Source organism: Pseudomonas sp. FW300-N1A1 (assembly GCF_058789115.1).
Map to the genome: position 1 here is coordinate 43,767 of NZ_JBYTBK010000010.1, position 19,326 is coordinate 63,092.

Annotated in this window: 19 protein-coding genes; 8 read left to right on the top strand and 11 right to left on the bottom strand. The window is 60.9% G+C overall.

Annotation, left to right across the window (positions count from 1 at the left end; genetic code table 11):
• Positions 1-39: 39 nt before the first annotated feature.
• From AC3WQN_RS09605 to AC3WQN_RS09630, 6 genes are all read right to left on the bottom strand, one after another.
• A complete protein-coding gene (locus tag AC3WQN_RS09605) occupies positions 40-804 on the bottom strand; it encodes an ABC transporter ATP-binding protein (RefSeq protein ID WP_103402086.1) in 765 nt (254 codons plus the stop codon).
• Positions 805-817: 13 nt separating this feature from the next.
• Entirely contained in the window at positions 818-1,936 is a 1,119-nt protein-coding gene (locus tag AC3WQN_RS09610; RefSeq protein WP_103402085.1) for a succinylglutamate desuccinylase/aspartoacylase family protein, read from the bottom strand.
• Between the two features lie 12 nt (positions 1,937-1,948).
• A complete protein-coding gene (locus AC3WQN_RS09615) occupies positions 1,949-2,659 on the bottom strand; it encodes an ABC transporter permease (RefSeq protein ID WP_095146777.1) in 711 nt (236 codons plus the stop codon).
• Positions 2,656-3,384 carry an ABC transporter permease gene (locus AC3WQN_RS09620; protein ID WP_103402084.1) on the bottom strand — a complete coding sequence of 243 codons (729 nt, stop codon included), beginning with the start codon at positions 3,382-3,384 and terminating at the stop codon, positions 2,656-2,658. The genes AC3WQN_RS09615 and AC3WQN_RS09620 overlap by 4 nt, the downstream gene beginning before the upstream one ends.
• A gap of 58 nt (positions 3,385-3,442) precedes the next feature.
• Positions 3,443-4,225: a transporter substrate-binding domain-containing protein gene (locus tag AC3WQN_RS09625; protein WP_103402083.1), complete on the bottom strand. Its 783-nt coding sequence runs from the start codon at positions 4,223-4,225 to the stop codon at positions 3,443-3,445.
• Positions 4,226-4,468: 243 nt separating this feature from the next.
• On the bottom strand, positions 4,469-6,919 hold the full coding sequence (locus AC3WQN_RS09630) for a penicillin acylase family protein (RefSeq protein ID WP_103402082.1): 2,451 nt from the start codon (positions 6,917-6,919) through the stop codon (positions 4,469-4,471).
• A gap of 210 nt (positions 6,920-7,129) precedes the next feature.
• On the opposite strand from AC3WQN_RS09630, the gene AC3WQN_RS09635 reads away from it, so the two are divergent.
• The gene (locus AC3WQN_RS09635) at positions 7,130-7,714 is read left to right on the top strand and encodes a cysteine hydrolase family protein (RefSeq protein WP_103402081.1); all 585 of its coding nucleotides are present in this window, start codon (positions 7,130-7,132) and stop codon (positions 7,712-7,714) included.
• Positions 7,715-7,718: 4 nt separating this feature from the next.
• Here the strand turns inward: AC3WQN_RS09635 and AC3WQN_RS09640 are convergent, their stop codons facing one another.
• From AC3WQN_RS09640 to AC3WQN_RS09655, 4 genes are read right to left on the bottom strand one after another with little or no spacing between them, the layout of a single operon-like run.
• Positions 7,719-7,928 (bottom strand): SEC-C metal-binding domain-containing protein, encoded by a 210-nt coding sequence (locus AC3WQN_RS09640; protein WP_095077415.1) that lies wholly within the window; start codon positions 7,926-7,928, stop codon positions 7,719-7,721.
• A 5-nt stretch (positions 7,929-7,933) separates the two neighbouring features.
• Positions 7,934-8,419, bottom strand: coding sequence for an LEA/WHy family protein (locus AC3WQN_RS09645; protein WP_103402080.1), 486 nt, complete (start codon positions 8,417-8,419; stop codon positions 7,934-7,936).
• 38 nt (positions 8,420-8,457) lie between these two features.
• The gene (locus AC3WQN_RS09650; protein ID WP_103402079.1) at positions 8,458-8,931 is read right to left on the bottom strand and encodes a YchJ family protein; all 474 of its coding nucleotides are present in this window, start codon (positions 8,929-8,931) and stop codon (positions 8,458-8,460) included.
• A gap of 4 nt (positions 8,932-8,935) precedes the next feature.
• Positions 8,936-9,433 (bottom strand): DUF6231 family protein, encoded by a 498-nt coding sequence (locus tag AC3WQN_RS09655; RefSeq protein WP_103402078.1) that lies wholly within the window; start codon positions 9,431-9,433, stop codon positions 8,936-8,938.
• Positions 9,434-9,623: 190 nt separating this feature from the next.
• On the opposite strand from AC3WQN_RS09655, the gene AC3WQN_RS09660 reads away from it, so the two are divergent.
• The 4 genes from AC3WQN_RS09660 to AC3WQN_RS09675 all read left to right on the top strand — a co-directional run bounded on the left by AC3WQN_RS09660 (position 9,624) and on the right by AC3WQN_RS09675 (position 12,293).
• Complete coding sequence (locus AC3WQN_RS09660; protein WP_103402077.1) at positions 9,624-10,313, top strand: PA1041 family peptidoglycan-binding anchor lipoprotein; 690 nt, start codon at positions 9,624-9,626, stop codon at positions 10,311-10,313.
• A 90-nt stretch (positions 10,314-10,403) separates the two neighbouring features.
• On the top strand, positions 10,404-11,123 hold the full coding sequence (locus tag AC3WQN_RS09665; RefSeq protein ID WP_103402076.1) for a PA1041 family peptidoglycan-binding anchor lipoprotein: 720 nt from the start codon (positions 10,404-10,406) through the stop codon (positions 11,121-11,123).
• A gap of 140 nt (positions 11,124-11,263) precedes the next feature.
• Positions 11,264-11,542, top strand: a complete 279-nt coding sequence (locus AC3WQN_RS09670; RefSeq protein ID WP_103402075.1) for a DUF1145 domain-containing protein — start codon at positions 11,264-11,266, stop codon at positions 11,540-11,542.
• Positions 11,535-12,293: a collagen-like protein gene (locus tag AC3WQN_RS09675; protein WP_492589136.1), complete on the top strand. Its 759-nt coding sequence runs from the start codon at positions 11,535-11,537 to the stop codon at positions 12,291-12,293. The genes AC3WQN_RS09670 and AC3WQN_RS09675 overlap by 8 nt, the downstream gene beginning before the upstream one ends.
• A gap of 494 nt (positions 12,294-12,787) precedes the next feature.
• On the opposite strand, the gene AC3WQN_RS09680 is transcribed toward AC3WQN_RS09675, so the two are convergent.
• Positions 12,788-13,252 (bottom strand): CopD family protein, encoded by a 465-nt coding sequence (locus AC3WQN_RS09680; RefSeq protein WP_103400282.1) that lies wholly within the window; start codon positions 13,250-13,252, stop codon positions 12,788-12,790.
• Positions 13,253-13,351: 99 nt separating this feature from the next.
• Here AC3WQN_RS09680 and dinG point away from each other — a divergent pair, with 99 nt between their 5' ends.
• From dinG to AC3WQN_RS09695, 3 genes are all read left to right on the top strand, one after another.
• Entirely contained in the window at positions 13,352-15,496 is a 2,145-nt protein-coding gene (dinG, locus tag AC3WQN_RS09685; RefSeq protein WP_103400281.1) for an ATP-dependent DNA helicase DinG, read from the top strand.
• A gap of 82 nt (positions 15,497-15,578) precedes the next feature.
• A complete protein-coding gene (locus AC3WQN_RS09690) occupies positions 15,579-17,963 on the top strand; it encodes a beta-agarase (protein WP_103400280.1) in 2,385 nt (794 codons plus the stop codon).
• Between the two features lie 117 nt (positions 17,964-18,080).
• A complete protein-coding gene (locus AC3WQN_RS09695; protein WP_103400279.1) occupies positions 18,081-19,226 on the top strand; it encodes a serine hydrolase domain-containing protein in 1,146 nt (381 codons plus the stop codon).
• Positions 19,227-19,326: the final 100 nt, after the last annotated feature.

A 19,326-nucleotide genomic window follows, 5' to 3' on the forward strand; every position in this document is an offset into this window, starting at 1 on the left:
ATGGTTGTGGGAGCCAGCCAGGCCGGCTCCCGTTTCCAGCTACTTCAGATTGCCACTGAGGAACTGTTTCAGGCGTTCGCTCTTCGGGTTGCCCAGTACATCCTCGGGTGTCCCTTCCTCTTCCACCAACCCCTGGTGCAGAAACAGCACCTGGTTGGACACTTTGCGCGCGAAGCTCATTTCGTGGGTGACCATGATCATGGTCCGGCCTTCTTCCGCCAGGCCCTGGATCACCTTGAGTACCTCGCCGACCAGTTCCGGGTCCAGGGCCGAGGTCGGTTCATCGAACAGCATGATTTCCGGTTCCATCGCCAGCGCACGGGCAATGGCCACGCGCTGTTGCTGGCCACCGGAGAGGAACGCCGGGTACTGGTCCGCCACCCGTGTCGCCAGGCCGACCTTGTCCAGATAGCGGCGAGCACGCTCTTCAGCCTCCTTTTTGCTCACGCCCAGCACCCGGCGCGGGGCCATGGTGATGTTTTCCAGCACGGTCATGTGGCTCCACAGGTTGAAGTGCTGGAACACCATGGCCAGCCGGGTACGCAGTCGTTGCAGTTCGGCTTCGTCCGCCACGCGCATGCCGTGGTGATCCTTGATCATGCGGATGGCCTGGCCGTCCATGCTCATGGCGCCGTCGTTGGGAGTCTCGAGAAAGTTGATACAGCGCAGGAAGGTACTCTTGCCCGAGCCGCTGGCGCCGATCAGGCTGATCACATCACCGGTCTTGGCCTTGAGCGAAACGCCCTTGAGTACTTCATGGCTGCCGTAACTCTTGTGCAGGCCTTCAATGGTCAGTTTGTACATGGGGCAAACATCCTCAAGGCGAAAGTAGGTAGCCGGTGCGATACGCTTCAAGGCCTGCAACATGGGCAATCACCATGCCGGCCGTGGCCATGCGTCGCGTGGAGCGGGCGTACAGCAGGCCGGCGTTGGTGCAGTGAACCGGTGTGACCCGGTCACTGATCGGATCAATGATCTCAGCGATCAATTGCCCCGCCTGCAGGTATTCACCCGGTAGCACGTGGTACACCAGCAAGCCGCCAATCGGCGTGGTCACCGGCTCTACGCCGGCGAGCGGAGTGGCCGGGTAGGACAGCTCCGGCAAGGGCGGGGCCTGGCCTTCAATCGCGCCATAGTGTGTCAGATAGTCGATCAGCGCCTGGCTGTCCAGGCTAGCCAGGGGATGGTTGACGTCACCTTGGCCGCGCAGCTCTACGGTGACCGAGAAACTGCCCATCGGAATGTCGAAGTGCTCGCCGAAACGCTCCTGCAGTTGCCACCAGAGCAATGTGAAGCATTCGTCGAACGACTGGCCGCCCGAGTCGGTGGCCAGCAGGCTGGCCTCGGCGCCAATGTAGCGTGCCAGGGGTTCGACCCGGGGCCAGGCGTCAGGGGTGGTGTACAGGTGCGTGACCGCTTCGAAATCACAATGCAGGTCCAACACCATGTCCGCGTCACACGCCAGTGTCTGCAGGGCCAGGCGCTGGGATTGCAGTTGGGTGCTGGCGGTCTGCCGCGCCAGCGCACTGCGCAGGTGGCTGCGGATCAGTGCCAGGTTGTGTTGCGGGTCATCGCTCAGCCGGCCTTCGATCTCGTTGCCGATCTCTTCGCTCAGGTCGACGAACCAGCGGTTGAAGTTCTGTCCGCTTTCCAGCTCGTAACGCCCGAGCGGCACGTCCATCAGCACCTGTTCCAGGCCAATCGGGTTGGCGACGGGTACCAGCACGATTTCGCTGCGCAGGCGACCGGCGGCTTCAAGTTCCGCCAGGCGCAGCTTGAGGTGCCAGGCCACCAGCATGCCGGGCAGTTCGTCGGCGTGCAGCGAGGACTGGATGTAGATCTTGCCTTGGCCCTGCGTCGGGCCGAAGTGGAAGCTATGGATCTGTCGCGTGGTGCCCGGCAATGGGGCCAGCAAGTCATGAATCTGGTGGCGCATGTGCAGAAAGTCCTAGTGAGTCGGCCCAAGGAACGCCAGCCAGCGGCGTTCGGCCAGTCGGAACAGGCCGACCAGCGCAAAGGTAACGGTCAGGTAAATCAACGCAGCGATGCCGAACGACTGGAAGGTCATGAAGGTCGCCGAGTTGGCGTCGCGCGCGACTTTCAGTACGTCGGGGATGGTTGCGGTAAAGGCTACGGTGGTCGAGTGCAGCATCAGGATCACTTCGTTGCTGTAGTACGGCAGCGAACGACGCAGGGCAGATGGCATGATTACGTAGGCATACAGCTTCCAGCCGGTCAGGCCGTAGGCCTTGGCGGCTTCGACTTCACCGTGGGCCATGCTGCGAATCGCCCCGGCAAAAATCTCCGTGGTGTAGGCACAGGTGTTCAGGGCAAACGCCAGGATGGTGCAATTCATCGCATCGCGAAAGAATGCATCCAGCACCGGCTGCGCGCGGATCGCCGCCAGGCTGTAGATCCCGGTGTAGCAGATCAGCAGCTGGATATAGAGTGGCGTCCCGCGGAACAGGTAGGTGTAGAACTGCACCGGCCAGCGGATGTAGAAATGCGGAGAAACCCGGGCAATCGACAGCGGGATCGATACCACGAAGCCGATGAAGATCGAGGCGCTGAGCAGCCACATCGTCATGGCCAGGCCGGTGATGTGGTAGCCGTCGCTATAGAGGAACGGCCGCCAGTACTCCTGCAGAAGTTCGATCATCGTACGGCCTCCCTGCTACCTGCGGCATAACGGCGTTCAAGCCTGCGCAGGACAATGTTCGACACGCTGGTGATCACCAGGTAGATCAAGGCCGCGAGCACCAGGAAATAAAACAGTTGATAGGTGCTTTTACCAGCGTCCTGGGCGGCCTTGACCAGATCGGCCAAGCCGATGATCGACACCAGTGCAGTGGCCTTGAGCATTACCATCCAGTTGTTGCCGATACCCGGCAGGGCAAAGCGCATCATTTGCGGGAACACCACGAAGCGAAAGCGCTGGCCGCGTTTGAGGCCATAGGCGGTGGCTGCTTCGACCTGGCCACGGGGCACGGCAATGATCGCGCCGCGAAAGGTTTCGGTGAAGTAGGCGCCGTAGATGAAGCCCAGGGTGATGACCCCGGCGCTGAACGGGTTGATTTCGATATATTCCCATTCCATGAAGTCGGTAAAGGATGTCAGCCAGGTTTGCAGGCTGTAGAAAATCAGCAGCATCAGTACCAGGTCCGGTACCCCGCGAATCAGTGTGGTGTAGCACTGGGCCGGTATCCGCAGCAGCCTGGAAGCGGAAAGTTTGGCGCTGGCGCCCAGCAGGCCAAGTAACACCGCCACCAGCAGCGACAACACCGACAATTTGATGGTCATCCAGGTGCCTTGCATCAGCAGTGGGCCGAAGCCCTTCAAGCTGAAGGCAGAGAGCCCCAGGTCTTGCAGGAGTTGCTCAAACATAAAATCAGCGACCTGATGGTGTAGAAAAGGCGCCCATCACGAAGATGGGCACCGGGCATTATTTGCCGCTGTACAGATTCAGATCACCGAAGTGTTTCTTTTGAATGGTGGCGTAAGTGCCATCGTCGTGTAACGCTTTGATACCTTTATCCAAAAGCGCCTTCAGCTCTTTGTTACCTTTCGAGATACCGATCGCGGTCTTGGAGGGCAACAACTCGCTTTCGACAGGCTTGCTGACTTCGAAGTCAGCGCCTTGTGGCGACTTCAGGAAGCCCAGTTCGGCTTGCAGCATGTCCTGGATCGACGCGTCGAGGCGACCGGACGTCAGGTCCGCATAAACCTGGTCCTGGTTGGCATAGGCCTGGGTTTTCACCCCGGCCTTGTCCAGCACGGCCTTGGCGTAGGCTTCCTGAATGGTGCCTTGTTCGTAACCCACGGTCTTACCCTTGAGGGACGCAGTGTCCTCGGTCAGCCCGGAACCTTTCTTGAACACGAAGGAGGTAGGGCCGGAGAACAGCTCGTTGGAGAAGTCGATGACTTTCTCACGGGCTGGCGTCACGGTCATCGAGGAGATCACACCGTCGAATTTATTGGCCTTGAGGCCCGGAATCATGCCGTCGAAGTCACTTTCGACCCATTTGCACTTGACCTTCAGTTCGGCGCAGATTGCATTGCCCAGATCGATATCGAAGCCCACCAGGTTGCCATCGGCGGCTTTGGACTCGAACGGCGCATAGGAAGGATCGACGCCAAAACGCAGTTCCTTGTATTCCTTGGCCAGCGCGGAGCCTACAGCCATGCACAAGGCCAGTGCAGAAAGGGTCAGCAATGCTTTTTTCATTATTCAATCCTTAAGAAGCAATATGAGCGCTTGTGGCGCGTAATTATTGTTACTGGAAAGCGTAAGACATTATGAAAGTAGCAATTTCCGAACCAGAGTCCCGAACAAGCGTTTTAAAAGTTGATTCAAGAAGCGTCTGGTCAGGCTTCGTGCCCCAAAAACGGGCGTGACGGGTTTACCGCACCCACACTGGGCAATCTGCATGAGGGGGCCTGTTTCCAGACACCCTCAGTCTCGACCCGATTATTTACCCGGGATCAGGGTCAATCGAGTCTTTCCATACACCTTGTCGAAGTTCTGCGGTTGTAGCGGCAGGCCTTGGTATTGGCCCTTGAGCCAAGGCTCGATACCGTTGAGGTAGTTCGCGCTGGCCGGGTTACCGGATTGACCTGTGCCGTTTTGAACCATCAGCGGTTCGGCCTGGCCGAAGTCGACAATCAAGCGCATGACCGGCACCCGCGTGGCATTGAAGTCCTGGCCCCAGGTGTAGGCTGCTGCATTCAGTGTCGTGTGGTCGCCCCCGGCCGCCATGGCCCCGCGTACTGTCTGGCCGCGGGTGTTTTTCCATTCGTAGCGGTGCAGCTTGCCCCACTGCCAGGCTTTGCGATCGCCACCTATCTGGCTCTCGCCAGCGGTGATCGCCGCCGCCAGGCTACGGGCGAGTATCGCTGGCTTGTCTTCTTTTTGCGCTGTGCGTGTGTCATCCCAGAACGGGCTGTCTTCACGGCCGAGCAAATGGTCGGCCTGGGCCGAGTAGGACAAGGTGCCGTTGGCAACGAACGCTTTCCAGGTCGGGCTGGAGTCCGGTCCCAGTTCGTCGAGGAACACCTGCTTCATGCTTTCCTGCAGGAACAGCTCATAGATCGCCGCGTCGGTCGACGTCGGGCTGAGCTTGCCATCGAATGCCATCAGGCGGCTGAACGCTTCGCGCGCTTTGCCGGCTTCGAGGCCTGGCAGGGCCGAGATCGCCTGTTTCAGCGGTTGCGACATGCCGGGGGCTTCAAACATCTTTTTCAGTTTGGCGGCGAACAGGGTGGTCTGGTCGTACTGCATGGCAATCATGCTGCGACTGTCGTGTTTGCCGGCACCCGCCAGTTCGGCGATACGCTCGCCGCGCTCGGGTGCCGCCCACGAATTGGACAGCTGCATGCCATAACCGTGGGGGATGATCCGCTGGTTCGCGGTGCCGAGCCAGCCTTGGGCCGGATCCTGGTCGTAGGGGTGGAGCATCGGGTCGGCATAGCCGTCCCAGTCGTAACGCCCCTCCCAGCCGGGCGATGGCAGCAGGCCTTCGCCTTCACGACGGTTCGGGAAGCGGCCGGTGACTTGCCAGCCAATGTTGCTGGCGTCGGCGAACAGCATGTTCAGGGCAATGGCACGGATTTCACGGCTGGCATCCGAGGCCTTTTCCACACTCTGTGCACGGGACAGGTCGAAGAACGCGTCCAGGCTCCGGTCATCCTTGAATTCAGGCATCTGCAGGGCCACGCCGAGGCCATTGCCCAGTGCGCTGCCTTGGGCGCTGTTGAGCAGCGCGCCGTGACGGGTTTCGTACACGGCTTCGCGAATCGGCCGCTGTCCTTTGACGAGGTAGGTTTCATTGCGAACCATCACCGGTTGCCATTTGCCTGCTACTTCGTAAACCAGGCCAGAGCCCTGGCGCTTGAGTTTTTCCAGGAACAGGTCCTGGTTGTCACCCATGACCGCCGTCATGCTCCAGGCCACCTTGCCATTGAAGCCGGACAGGATCATCGGCAAGCCGGCAATGGTGATCCCGGCAGCCTGGTACTTCGGCGCACGGATCTGTACAGGGCTCCACAGCGAGGGCGCGCCAATCGGGAACTGGCTGTCGCTGGCCAGCAGGCTCTTGCCGCTGCGGCTGCGTTGTGGGGCAATGGCCCAGTTGTTCGAGGCGGTGGTGCCCAGTGGATTCAATCCGGCCAGTTGCTCGCCGGCTTTCGCCAGGTCGGCCAGGCCCGGGATCGCGCCATTGAGCTTCACGCCCTGAAGTTTTTCCGTTTCGGCCTGCGGCAGCTGCTCGTCCGGGTAGGACGGCGACAGCCACGCCAGTTTGTCGGTCGTGATGTGTTGTGCCATGACCAGCGCGTTTATTTCCTGCGGCAGGTTGGCCGACTGGCTGAAATTGAGCAGGCAGAAAATCAGCGCCGAATCCTCGGCTTTCCAGTATTCCGGCTTGTAGCCCGTGGCCGCCAGGTCCGCTGGCAGTTTGTCGCGATACCGGAACAGGTAGGCGTTGACCCCGCGTGCATAGACTTCAAAGAAGCGTTTGAGGCGTGGGGAGGAGGCTTTATAGAGTTCGTCGGCGTTTTTCTTGAGATTGACCGCGCGCATGTAGCGGTCAGCGTCCAGCATCTGTGCCCCGGACATTTCCGACAAGCGCCCCTGGGCCAGCAAACGCAGGGTGACCATCTGGTTGATGCGGTCACTGGCGTGTACGTAACCGAGGGTGAACAGCGCGTCGTGGAAGGTGCTGCTTTCAATCAATGGCATGCCCATGGCATTACGTCGTACGGAGACGTTCTGTGCCAGCCCCTTGAGCGGTTGCACGCCGGAGTTCGGTGGCAACGTGTCCTGGGCGTTCCAGGTCTGGCACCCTGAGAGGCTGAGCACACTGGCTACAGCTGCGGCAACGCCGAACCGGGGAAGAAAAGATGTAAGGGCTGGCGAGGCCATGGCAAAGCTCCTGCAGGGGGGTAGTACCAATAAAGGCGCTACGTTAGTGAGCGGCCGGGAGCCGCGCAAGCGGGGGCCGATCTTATTTCAAGGTTTGTCCGATAAATCAGTGGATTTGCAGTCGATGGCCAGTCGTCCGAGGCTTGCCTGGCGGAACCGGTGATGCTCAAGTAGGCAGAATCCGATGACCGCTATGAGGGAACATTCGCCATGGAGTTTCAGGCAAACGCAACGCTGATTCTGATCGATCAACAAAAAGGCATTCATCACCCCAGGCTCGGGCCACGCAATAACCCGCAAGCGGAAGACTGTATGGCGCACCTGTTGGCCGAGTGGCGGCGATTGGCCCGACCGGTAATCCATGTTCAACACCTGTCCCGCGAACCGGACTCCGTGTTCTGGCCAGGGCAGTCGGGGGTCGAGTTTCAGGAGCGTTTTGAGCCTCAGGCGGGGGAGCGGGTGATCCAGAAGCAGGTGCCGGATGCCTTCTGCGGGACGACGCTTGCCCTTGATTTGCGCGAGGCGCAGGTCGAGCAATTGGTCATTGTCGGTGTGGCAACCCACAACTCGGTGGAGGCTACGGCGCGGACGGCCGGTAATCTGGGGTTTGCAACCTGGGTCGTGGAAGATGCCTGCTACACCTTCGATAAAGCGGACTTCTTCGGCAACCCGCATTCGGCCCGGGAGGTGCATGCCATGTCACTGGGTAACCTGCATGGCGAGTACGCCACGGTCATTTCCCTGGTCGGGATTCTGGGATCGCGGCCCAATGTCCGCGATCCAGCAGAAGACTAATGCATCAAGCGCCGTGGCACTTCTTGAACTTCTTGCCGTTGCCGCATGGGCAAGGGTCGTTGCGGCCGACGTCTTTCAACGCGTTGCGCACCGGCTCCTGGTGAGCGTGGCCGCAATGGGGGCCGTGTACATGGCCATGGTCGTGATCATGGTGGTCGTGATGGTCATGATCGTGGTTGCAGTCAGGGCCATGGACATGAGGTTGCTGGGTCATCGAGGTTACTCCGGAATAAAATCGCCGGAAATTATCTCGCCATAACGCGACAGGTGCACGTCATTGCCGATGAATAATCCGGTTTTCAGTTCGCCTTCAAGGCGATAAGGGATAGGTTGATCGGGTTTTTTCAGCAATTTCACCACCTCGCGCAGGTGTTGCCAGAGGTTGGTGCGAATCGGCACTTCAAAGTAGGCACTGCTGTTGGGGTCGACCCTGAACCATTCGCTGGACTCACCTTCGGTCAGCAGGAACTGGCTCAAGTGAATGCGGTACTCCAGTCCGCGAACCGTCAGGCTGGAGTCGTTGGGGTTGTCGACACGAAAATGCAGCATGAATTTCTGTTCGAGCAGTTTGGCCCTCACCACTTCGACCTTGAGCAGATGCACCTGGGGCTCAAGGTCGTCGTCGGTGAACCAGGAGACGCAACCGCCGAGGCCCAGGGCCATCAGCAAGGTGAGTATCTGCAGTGCGCGCCATTGGCCGGGCATGGTGTGGCTCCTTTCTACACACTGGAAGATTCAGGCCGCTACGCGAAATACCCCGCGCAACACTTTTTGAACTTCTGCCCGCTGCCGCAGGGACAGGCATCGTTTCGCCCGATCCTGAGCGGTACGGTCGGGTCGATGAAGTACCAGTGCCCGGTGTTTTGCACAAAGGAGGAGCGTTCGCGGTGACTGTGTTCGCCGGTGCTGTCGTGCCAGCGCGCGGTGAAGGTGACAAACGCGTGTTCAGGCTGGCCGCCGAAGACTTCCGAGCTTTCTACCTCCAGGCCCAACCAAGTGCTCTGCGCGCTCCAGTCACTGATCGACTGGCGATCCAGGCCTGGCTGTTGAGCCGGCAGGGTGGTGGCGACCAGATAGTCGACCAGGCCCAGCACATAGGCGCTGTAGCGCGAGCGCATCAAGGCCTCGGCGCAGGGCGCGGGGTGGCCTGTGTGGTAATGGCCGCAACAGGCATCGAGCGGCGTGCCGCTGCCGCAGGGGCAAATGGATGTGCTCATTGTGTTACCACCAGTATTTTCCGAAGTTTTCCGGGTTGGCCCAGAATCGTGAGTTGAGCCAGTCGGGCACTTGCTTGTAGTCAAGCAGATCGTAGGTGAACAGGGTCAATACCTGTTCGTCGCGCTGGAAGCGTTCGCTGGCTTGCAGGGCCAGGGAATAGAAGTCGGTTTCCTGCCAGCCACAGGCATTCAGGTCCGCGAGCACGGCGATGCGGCTGGCGTTGAGGTTGCGGATCCCGCCGAGCAGATTCAGGCCATCGCGCTTGGGCAGGTGCTCAAGGCAATCGAGTGCCAGCGCCAGGTCGAAACGTTGTGCCGCCAGTTCTGGTGGCAGAGCTCCCGGTGCTGCCTGGTCGATCCGGGTCTCGGGGTGTGCCTGCCTGAATGCCTGCAGTGCCGGGAAGTCACTGGCGCCGATCAGCAGCAGTCGCTGCGGCGCATAGCGATCGAGCAGGGCGGCGAGGGCTTGCTGGGGTGTGCGCGAAGAAATGCCTGCGGTCATCGAAGATCCTCAATCAGAACTGCAGAGACTAGCCTGCCGGAGCGCTCGGGCCTAGCGCCTGATTGCGCATCAGGTTTGCAGAGCCAGTGATTACGGGGTGAAACAGAGGTGGCCTAGTGCTGGCGGATATTAAAACCCGGGTCTTTACTCCATGAATCGGTCGTAAGCCGATCCCTCAGGAGATAACTCGATGAGCATAGTTCGGACAGCATTACCCTTGGTTCTGCTAACCAGTGTGTTGACTGGTTGCGCAGGTTTGCAGAAAACAGACTGGCCGACCTGTGGTCTGGTCGGTGGCGTTGTGGGTGCCGGTCTCGGCGCGACGGAGAGCGCGGCCTGGGCCGGCAGCGGCGCGCTGATCGTGGGGAGTCTGGCAGCCGCCTATTGCTGGGTTCATGGCGACGGTGACGAAGATGGCGATGGTGTTCTGGACAGTCGTGACAAGTGCCCTGGCACACCGAAAGGTACGCAGGTCGATGCAGATGGTTGCCCTCCACCGGCTCCCGTGGTTGAAGAGGTCGTGGTGATCAAGGAAGAAACCATCGTTATCCGTGATGTGAATTTCAGCTTCGACTCGGCCAAACTGACCGAAGCCGACAAAGCCAAGCTTGAAACCATTGCCACCCGCCTGAAACAGGAAGCGCCTTCCGCCCGGTTGAGCGTGACCGGACATACCGACAGTGTCGGCAGCGATGCCTATAACCAGTCACTTTCGGAAAAGCGTGCGCGTTCGGTGGTCGAATACCTCATCGAAGAGGGCGTACCACGGGCCAGTTTCGTTTCGGTGAGCGGCGCCGGGGAAAGCCAGCCAGTGGCCGACAACTCAACCGCTGACGGCCGTTCGATGAACCGTCGTACCGAAATCAAAATCAACCGTTAGACCCTCTCGCCTCCGTGCCTTGTGCAGTCGCGGAGGCGGGTCTTTACTCCTGTGTGACCGGTATGGGCCGGTGACACAGGAGCAATCACCATGAGTGTTCGCCTGCGAGCCGCAATGCCGGCTCTTCTGCTCGGCAGCCTGTTGACAGGTTGCGCCACACACAGCGATGGCACTGCCCCCCTCAATCAAGGTAACTGGCCGATCTGCAGCTTGATCGGTGGCCTGGTGGGCGGCGGTCTGGGTGCCATTGAAAGTGCGAGCTGGGCAGGGGGCGGTGCGGCACTCGGCCTGTTGACCGGTGGCTTGATTTGCTACGCACAGGATGGCGACGACGATGAAGACGGCGTGTTCGACCGCCGTGATCATTGCCCCGACACTCCCGCCAGTACCCCGGTCGACAACAGGGGTTGCCCGATTCCCCAGTACCCGGCCAGCGTCAAGCCGGTCGAGGCGCCTCAAGATGAAGTCATCACCCTCAGCGATCAAGGCAATGTGCTGTTCGCCTCCGGCTCGACCGAGCTGACACCGGCTGCCAACGAACAACTGATGGCGCTGATGGGTAAGCTGAAAAAGGCCGACGTGGCGAGTATCAAGGTGGTCGGTCACACCGATAGCCAAGGGGCGGACGCTTATAACCAGGGACTTTCCGAGATGCGTGCCAGCAGTGTGGCCGCATTTCTGCTGGAACAGGGCCTGGCGCCAGACAAAGTGACCAGCCTGGGCGTGGGGGAAAGCCAGCCGGTGGCCGACAACGCCACCGAAGAAGGGCGGGCGAAAAACCGCCGGGTGGAACTGGTGATCGGACACTGACCAACCGCTGCCGGACCGGCTATTCTCGTCGGACCGATAGCCCGGTAGCGGGCTCAAGAAGAATTTTCACTGGCCTCTGGCGTACTCCTCGTGGAAGTCGTTACTGTGCGCGCAAAGAATAATGATCCACAGGGGCGCGTATGAAAGTGTTTTGGGGACTGGGGAAGTGGTTGACCCTGATGTTCTGGCTGGTGGTGCTGATCAATCTGATCCAGCCGTTCACCAATCCGATTCATTTGATGGTCAATCTGGTGGGTAGCCTGTTGCTGCTGACCCATCTTCTGGAACTGGTGCTGTTCAACCGCAACCTGAAAAATCGGCCTCACCGGTGGCGTGATCGTTTGCAGGTCCTGGTGGTCGGCATCTTTCATGTGCAGACCATCGCAATGTCTGACGCAACGGAGGCCTCCCATGCGTAAATTCTGTTTGCTGGCCGCGTTGGTCAGTCCGCTGGCGATGGCGCAGGTGGTCACGGTCGAAACCCATTCGCTGGTGCGCCTGCCCACTACCACCAGCGTTTTGCAGCTGGAGCGGCTGGAGGTGGCGGATTACGGTACGTTGCTGATCCCTTCGAATGTCACTGAGCTGAATGTGGGCGAACTGCATCTGGGGCGCGAGGCGCGGATCGCCATTGTTCCCGGTGAGCAGAGCCTGCAATTGAAGGTCAGTCGTGCGCAGTTGGACACAGGTAGCCAGATAACGTCCCGCGGTGCGCCTGGCACCTACCTCAAGGCCGCACGTGCGGGGCGCAACCTGAATCTGCGGATTGCCTCGCTCAATGCACCCGAGTTGTCGATCGATGCCCGTGGTGGCGCGGGGGCGCCAGGTTACGTGGGGCTTGATGGCGGCAATGGTCAGGAGCCGGGTTGTACTTGGGGGGAGGCGGGGCGAGGTGCCGATGGCGATAACGGTGGCGATGGTCGTGCCGGTGCCCCGGGCGCGTTGGTGCGCGTGGAGTTGCCGCGTGATTATCCGGAGCAGCAGATCAAGGTGCTGGTCGAGGGTGGCGTCGGTGGCGTGGCGGGGGCCGGTGGTATGCCGGGGGCGGGTGGCAAGGCCAAGGGGTGCTTCGTTTATCGCGCCGATGGCGGCAAGAGTGGGCGGGCCGGTGCACCGGGGCAGCCTGGGCCGGCTGGTGCGCCGGGTTCGGTGACGGTTCAGCGGCTGTAAATCTGCTTTGATTGGTATGGCCCCCGATTTTCTGTGGGGGCGGGCTTGCTCGCGAAGGCGGCCTGGCAGTCAACCATTCTCTTGCGGGTGCGGTGTACATATCCTTTGCTGCGGTCATGGCTACTTATGGTTCCGCCCTTACGGCGGGTCACTTTGGCAAACGCCCCAAAGTAACCAAAGGTCTCGCCCCGAGCGTCCGGCCCCTCGCCGAGGCTCGGGGTTCCCTCGACTCCGGCATTCCTCAGGGGGCATCGCCCTCCGGTCGGCTTCGCTCGACCTCCATGCGATGTCCTCGACTGCGTCGAGGGGCGCTGCGCGCCATTCCCCTGATGAACGCCTGCGCTCGGCCTGCCGATGGGGCGGGTGGATCAAGATCAAAAGCCAGAGCCAGAGCCAGAGCCAAAGCAAGATCAAGATCAAGGGCGGCAGGCGAGCTAACGCTCGGCCTGTTGAGTGGTGGTGGTGGTGGTGGTGGTGGGTTGTCAGCGAAGTTGTTAGAACATCGGCCGCGCGGCGGCGATGGCTACCAGTAGTAGTCCCAGCAGCAGATTGATTCCTACCAGGCGGCGAATGCTGCCAAGGGTCGCGGCGCCGGTCGGCCAGTCCTCGGCCAGCACGGCTTCGCGCAAGTGTGGAAGTTGCAAGGCTTGAATGCGGATGAACAGGGCGGCCATCACCAGGTACAGGCCCATCATGATCTGCACATACCGTGGCGCGGTTTCAAAGCCGCTGAAGTGCAGGTGAATCATCCCCACTCCGCTGACCGGCAGGATCACCACCGCGATCCAGACCCAGACAAAAAAGCGTTGAAACACGTCTATCCACAGTTTCAGCCGGGCCGGGCCTTCCAGTGTTTTTACGGCTGCCGGGCGCAGGACCATCCAGGCGAAAAACATGCCGCCCACCCAGATCGTTGCAGCCAGTACATGGAAGGTATAAATGATAGCGAAAGGTGTCATTGGGGTACTCCGTTCTGCGCGGGATTCATTAGCGGGGTATGATAGCGACCGAACCGAACCACTGAAAATTTATCCAGCGTTTTTTGCGCCCGACAATCCATGATCAGCACTGAACTCAAAACCACGATCCAGGGCGCCTACTCGCGTTTTCTCGAAGCCAAGAGCCTGAAACCGCGTTACGGCCAACGCCTGATGATCGCCGAAGTGGCGAAAGTCCTGGGGGACATCGACACCGACGACGAAGGCCGGCGCAGTGGCGACCCCGCTGTCGTGGCGGTGGAAGCCGGCACCGGTACCGGCAAGACCGTGGCCTACAGTCTGGCGGCGATCCCGACTGCCAAGGCCGCCGGTAAACGCCTGGTGATTGCCACCGCGACCGTCGCCCTGCAAGAGCAGATCGTCTACAAGGACCTGCCGGACCTGATGCGCAACAGCGGGCTGAACTTCAGCTTTGCGCTGGCCAAGGGTCGTGGACGCTACATGTGCCTTTCCAAGCTCGATATGCTGCTGCAGGAAGGCCACGCCCAAACCGCCACCGCGCAACTTTTCGAAGAGGAAGGCTTCAAGATCGAGGTCGATGAGGCCAGTCAGAAGCTGTTCACCAGCATGATCGAGAAGCTCGCCGGCAATAAATGGGATGGCGACCGCGACAGCTGGCCCAACGCCCTGGAAGATGCCGACTGGGCGCGCCTGACCACCGATCACAGCCAGTGCACCAACCGGCATTGCCCCAACTTCGGCCAGTGCGCGTTCTACAAGGCCCGCGAAGGCATGGGCAAGGTAGATGTGATCGTCACCAACCACGACATGGTCCTGGCCGACCTGGCGCTCGGCGGTGGTGCGGTGCTGCCGGATCCCCGTGACACACTCTATGTGTTCGACGAAGGTCACCACTTGCCTGACAAGGCCATCGGCCACTTCGCCCATTACACGCGCCTGCGTTCTACCGCGGACTGGCTGGAACAAACCGCCAAGAACCTCACCAAACTGCTGGCCCAGCACCCGTTGCCCGGCGACCTAGGCAAGTTCATCGAGCAGGTGCCCGAGCTGGCGCGGGAGATCAAGACCCAGCAGCAGTTCATGTTCAGCGCCTGCGAACAAGTGGCTGACTTCAAGCCCGGCGAAGATGTCGAAGGCCGGGAACGTCCACGTCACCGTTTCGTGGGCGGAGTGGTTCCCGAACACATGCGCGAGATGGGTATCGAGCTGAAGAAAGGCTTTTCGCGCCTGACGGACCTCTTTACCCGGCTCACGGATTTGCTGAAAGAAGGCATGGATGGCGAGGTCAACATCGGCATCGCCAGTAACCAGGCGGAGGAATGGTACCCGCTGTTTGGCAGCCTGTTGTCCCGCTCCCAGGGCAATTGGGAATTGTGGACGGCATTCACTGCGGAAGACCCGGAAGACAACCCGCCGATGGCGCGTTGGCTGACCCTGGCCGAAAGCGGTTCGCTGTTCGACATCGAGGTCAACGCCAGCCCGATCCTTGCCGCAGAAATGCTGCGTCGCAACCTGTGGAATGTGGCCTATGGCGCACTGGTCACTTCGGCGACCCTGACGGCCCTCGGCACGTTCGACCGTTTCCGCATGCGTGCCGGCTTGCCGAAGAAAGCCGTGACGGCCGTGGTGCCAAGCCCCTTCCTGCATGCTGACGCCGGTGTGTTGCGGGTGCCGGATTTGCGGGCCGATCCTCGCGACGCCCCCGCCCATACGGCGGCGATCATTCGTGACCTGCCGGAACTGGTGGAAGGTTCGCGCGGCACCCTGGTGCTGTTTTCTTCGCGCAAACAGATGCAGGACGTATTCGACGGGCTGGATCGGGATTGGCGCAAGCAAGTGTTCATCCAGGGCAACCTGTCGAAACAGGAAACCTTGAACAAGCACAAGGCGCGAGTCGATGGCGGGGACTCCAGCGTGTTGTTCGGGCTGGCCAGTTTCGCCGAAGGTGTCGACTTGCCGGGTGCCTACTGCGAGCACGTGGTGATCGCCAAGATCCCGTTCTCGGTACCCGATGATCCGGTTGAAGCCGCGCTGGCGGAATGGATCGAGGCCCGGGGCGGCAATCCGTTCATGGAAATCTCGGTGCCCGACGCCTCGCTCAAACTGGTCCAGGCCTGCGGGCGCTTGCTGCGTACCGAAGAAGACCGCGGCACCATCACCCTGCTTGACCGGCGCCTGGTCACGCAGCGCTACGGCAAAGCGATCCTCAACGCGTTGCCGCCGTTCCGTCGCGAAATATCTTGACTCACGGTGGGCGAAATCGCCCGCCGCGTTGTCTATCCCCTATCACCGATTGCACACTGGCCCTAGGGAGAACCTGGTTCATATGATTCGCCGCACGTTACCCGCTGTTTTTGCCCTGATGTTTGCCGCGCCGCTGCTCGCGGCACCCGCCGGGCAACAGACGCTGTTCAACTTTGTTCGGCCCGCCGACGTCGTCCAGGTGGCGACGCAGGATGCCAGCCTGCCGCAATCCAATGCGGAGCAAACAGCCGAGGGTGAAGTGCTGCGTCGGGTGACGTTCAACCCGGTGGCGCAACCGAGCCTACGCCTGACGCCGCAAACCGGTGCCTGGGACTGGTCGCAGTCCGGGGTCATGAGCCTGCGCCTGCAGAGTGCGATGAACTGGGCGGTCACGCTCTACGTGAAGATCCAGAGCAGTGACGGCAAAGTCCTGGTCAGCCGCGTCGACCTGCCGGCGGGGCCTGCGCAAACATTGCTGGTACCGCTGACACCCAGCTCGCCACTGAGCCAGGGGATGAAAGCCGGGCCGCCCATGCCAATGATGGTGGATGGCCAGCGGATATTGCTGGCCAGCAGCGAAGGGCAGCTGGATCGCAGCCAGGTGGTCTCGGTCACGCTGTCGATGGATCATCCGAAAGTCGCCCAGAGCATCATGCTTGAGCGCTTTGGCGTGCAGGATGGCGAAGCGGTGACCCGTGCTGTCTATGGCTCGTTGGTCGATGCCTATGGCCAGTCCAGCCGGGCAAAGTGGCCGGAGAAAGTGGCCACTGACGATCAGCTCAAGACCGCGGCCAATAAAGAACAGCAGCAACTGAACGCCTGGCTGGCAGAGCGCGGGCGTGCGTCCCTGGACACGTTCGGCGGCTGGAGCAAGGGCCCGGCCTTCAAGGCCAGTGGCTTTTTCCGCACTGAAAAGCGTGATGGTCGCTGGTATCTGGTGACACCGGAAGGTCATCCGTTCTATTCCCTGGGGGTCAACACCGTCACCGCGGATGCCGCCCGGACTTACGTCGCCGGGCGTGAAGGGATGTTCCAGTCGCTGCCGACAAACGACGAGCCGTTGGCCCGTTACTATGGAGAAGGTGATAACCGTGGCGGTAACGGTGCCGACCAGGGCCGTGGGTTCAATGCCGGCCGTTGGTACGACTTCTATGGCGCCAACCTGCAGCGTACCTATGGCCAGCCGTGTGTCGTTGCGACGGCTGCCACAGTCGATGAGGCCACGGCCGACGCCAGTGCCGCACCTTGCGTGCCTTCTGCCTTCGATGAAAAGCGCTGGGCCGGCCACACCCTCGACCGCCTGCAGGCCTGGGGTTTCAACACCTTGGGGAACTGGAGCGCTCCCGCGCTTGGCCTGAACGACCGTGTGCCCTACACCTTGCCGTTGTCGATCGTTGGCGATTACACCAGCATCAGCACTGGCAACGACTGGTGGGGCGGCATGCCTGATCCGTTCGACCCGCGCTTTGCCATGGCCACCGAGCGTGCCGTTGCCATTGCCGCCCGTGATCATCGCGACGATCCGTGGCTGATCGGCTACTTTGCCGACAACGAACTGGCCTGGGCAGGTCCCGGCGATGACCCGAAGGCCCGTTATGCCCTGGCCTACGGTACGTTGAAAATGACCACCGACGTACCGGCCAAACGGGCGTTTCTCAAGCAATTGCGCGACAAATACCGTAATCAGGCGGGGCTTTCCAAGGCCTGGGGCATTGACCTGCCAGCCTGGGAGCTGATGGAAGACCCGGGGTTCGTGCCGCCGCTGCCAAGTGCTGAATACCCGGAAATCGAAGCCGATTTCAAATACTTCCAGAAGGTTTTCGCCGATACCTACTTCAAGACCATTTCCGACTCGCTGAAATGGCATGCCCCCAACCATCTGTTGCTGGGGGGGCGGTTTGCCATCAGCACACCAGAGGCCGTGGGCGCCTGTGCGCAATATTGCGATGTGCTGAGTTTCAACCTGTACACGCTCAAGCCACAGGAGGGTTATGACTTCGCCCAACTCCAGGCGCTGGACAAGCCGGTGCTGGTCACCGAATTCAACTTCGGCTCACGCGATCGCGGACCGTTCTGGGCGGGTGTCACTGAGGTGGCCAGGGAAGAGGATCGTGGTCCGGCCTACGCCAACTTCGTCAAGCAGGCGGTGAGCGAGCCATCGATTGTCGGCGTGCACTGGTTCCAGTACCTGGACCAGCCGGTGACCGGTCGTCTGCTGGATGGTGAGAACGGTCATTTCGGACTGGTCGGGATCACTGATCTGCCGTTCCAGGGCTTCGTCGACAGTGTGCGCAAGGCCAACCTGCAGGCTGTTGATCAGTTGCGTAAAACCGCCGAAAAAGCCAGGGTAGGGGCCGAAAAAGCGCAAAGCGCCAGCGCTGGCGAAGAGGGCGGGAAAGCCGCCCACGAGGCGAAAGCCTCGGCCCCGGACAGTCACGTCGGCGGGCATTCGGGAAATGGCCACTGAACCCTGAAACTCCATGCTTCAAAGCACTGACCGCCCGACCTGCGCGGGTTCCCAAAACCCTCAAGGGCTGGAACAATGCGGGCCTTCGTATCGAGACGTTTTTCCGGGGAGTGGCGGGTGCAGATTCAGGGTCATTACGAGCTAAAGTTCGAAGCGGTACGTGAAGCGTTTGCGGCCCTCTTCGACGATCCTCAGGAACGCGGCGCAGCATTGTGCATTCAGATCGGCGGCGAAACAGTCGTCGACCTGTGGGCCGGTACGGCGGACAAGGACGGTAGTGAAGCCTGGCACAGCGATACCATCGCCAACCTGTTCTCCTGCACCAAGACCTTTACCGCCGTGACGGCCCTGCAACTGGTTGCCGAAGGCAAGTTGCAGCTCGATGCGCCGGTTGCCCGGTACTGGCCCGAGTTCGCCGCGGCGGGCAAGGAGGCCGTTACCTTGCGCCAGTTGCTCTGCCATCGGGCCGGCTTGCCGGCACTGCGTGAGTTGCTGCCCCCCGAAGCGCTATACGACTGGCAAACCATGGTCGATGCGCTGGCTGCCGAGGCGCCTTGGTGGACACCGGGTGAGGGGCATGGTTATGCCGCGATCACCTATGGCTGGCTGGTGGGGGAGTTGCTGCGCCGTGCCGACGGCCGGGGTCCGGGCGAATCGATCGTGGCGCGTATTGCCCGTCCATTGGCGCTGGATTTCCATGTCGGCCTGGCCGACGAAGAGTTTTATCGTGTGGCGCACATCGCTCGCGGAAAAGGCAATGTGGGTGATGCTGCCGCACAGCGTCTGCTGCAGGTGACCATGCGTGAGCCAACGGCCATGACCACGCGAGCCTTCACCAATCCACCGTCGATCATGACCAGCACCAACAAGCCGGAATGGCGCCGGATGCAGCAGCCGGCGGCCAATGGCCACGGCAATGCGCGTAGCCTGGCCGGGTTCTACAGTGGTCTGCTCGATGGCAGTCTGCTCGAAAGCGACATGCTCCAGGAACTGACCCGCGAGCACAGCCTGGGTGAAGACAAGACGTTACTGACCCGGACCCGTTTTGGCCTGGGTTGCATGCTCGATCAACCGGACGTTCCTAACGCCACCTTCGGCCTCGGACCTCGGGCGTTTGGCCATCCCGGGGCGGGTGGTTCCGTCGGATTTGCCGACCCGGAACACGATGTGGCCTTCGGTTTTGTCACCAATACCCTGGGGCCTTACGTCTTGATGGACCCGCGTGCGCAGAAGCTGGTGCGGGTTTTGTCTGAATGCCTGTAAATAGAGTTGCTGAAGGCGCTTTTTCGATAAAAAATGCTTGGTAACTTTCCGTGTTACAAAGCGTCTGTTGTATACGGGTCATAGCGACCCACAGCTATTT

Bases quoted from the DNA above. Each gene is read 5' to 3' on its own strand.
- AC3WQN_RS09605 (WP_103402086.1), bottom strand. From the start codon at position 804: ATGTACAAACTGACCATTGAAGGCCTGCACAAGAGTTACGGCAGCCAT.
- AC3WQN_RS09610 (WP_103402085.1), bottom strand. From the start codon at position 1,936: ATGCGCCACCAGATTCATGACTTGCTGGCCCCATTGCCGGGCACCACG.
- AC3WQN_RS09615 (WP_095146777.1), bottom strand. From the start codon at position 2,659: ATGATCGAACTTCTGCAGGAGTACTGGCGGCCGTTCCTCTATAGCGAC.
- AC3WQN_RS09620 (WP_103402084.1), bottom strand. From the start codon at position 3,384: ATGTTTGAGCAACTCCTGCAAGACCTGGGGCTCTCTGCCTTCAGCTTG.
- AC3WQN_RS09625 (WP_103402083.1), bottom strand. From the start codon at position 4,225: ATGAAAAAAGCATTGCTGACCCTTTCTGCACTGGCCTTGTGCATGGCT.
- AC3WQN_RS09630 (WP_103402082.1), bottom strand. From the start codon at position 6,919: ATGGCCTCGCCAGCCCTTACATCTTTTCTTCCCCGGTTCGGCGTTGCC.
- AC3WQN_RS09635 (WP_103402081.1), top strand. From the start codon at position 7,130: ATGGAGTTTCAGGCAAACGCAACGCTGATTCTGATCGATCAACAAAAA.
- AC3WQN_RS09640 (WP_095077415.1), bottom strand. From the start codon at position 7,928: ATGACCCAGCAACCTCATGTCCATGGCCCTGACTGCAACCACGATCAT.
- AC3WQN_RS09645 (WP_103402080.1), bottom strand. From the start codon at position 8,419: ATGCCCGGCCAATGGCGCGCACTGCAGATACTCACCTTGCTGATGGCC.
- AC3WQN_RS09650 (WP_103402079.1), bottom strand. From the start codon at position 8,931: ATGAGCACATCCATTTGCCCCTGCGGCAGCGGCACGCCGCTCGATGCC.
- AC3WQN_RS09655 (WP_103402078.1), bottom strand. From the start codon at position 9,433: ATGACCGCAGGCATTTCTTCGCGCACACCCCAGCAAGCCCTCGCCGCC.
- AC3WQN_RS09660 (WP_103402077.1), top strand. From the start codon at position 9,624: ATGAGCATAGTTCGGACAGCATTACCCTTGGTTCTGCTAACCAGTGTG.
- AC3WQN_RS09665 (WP_103402076.1), top strand. From the start codon at position 10,404: ATGAGTGTTCGCCTGCGAGCCGCAATGCCGGCTCTTCTGCTCGGCAGC.
- AC3WQN_RS09670 (WP_103402075.1), top strand. From the start codon at position 11,264: ATGAAAGTGTTTTGGGGACTGGGGAAGTGGTTGACCCTGATGTTCTGG.
- AC3WQN_RS09675 (WP_492589136.1), top strand. From the start codon at position 11,535: ATGCGTAAATTCTGTTTGCTGGCCGCGTTGGTCAGTCCGCTGGCGATG.
- AC3WQN_RS09680 (WP_103400282.1), bottom strand. From the start codon at position 13,252: ATGACACCTTTCGCTATCATTTATACCTTCCATGTACTGGCTGCAACG.
- dinG (WP_103400281.1), top strand. From the start codon at position 13,352: ATGATCAGCACTGAACTCAAAACCACGATCCAGGGCGCCTACTCGCGT.
- AC3WQN_RS09690 (WP_103400280.1), top strand. From the start codon at position 15,579: ATGATTCGCCGCACGTTACCCGCTGTTTTTGCCCTGATGTTTGCCGCG.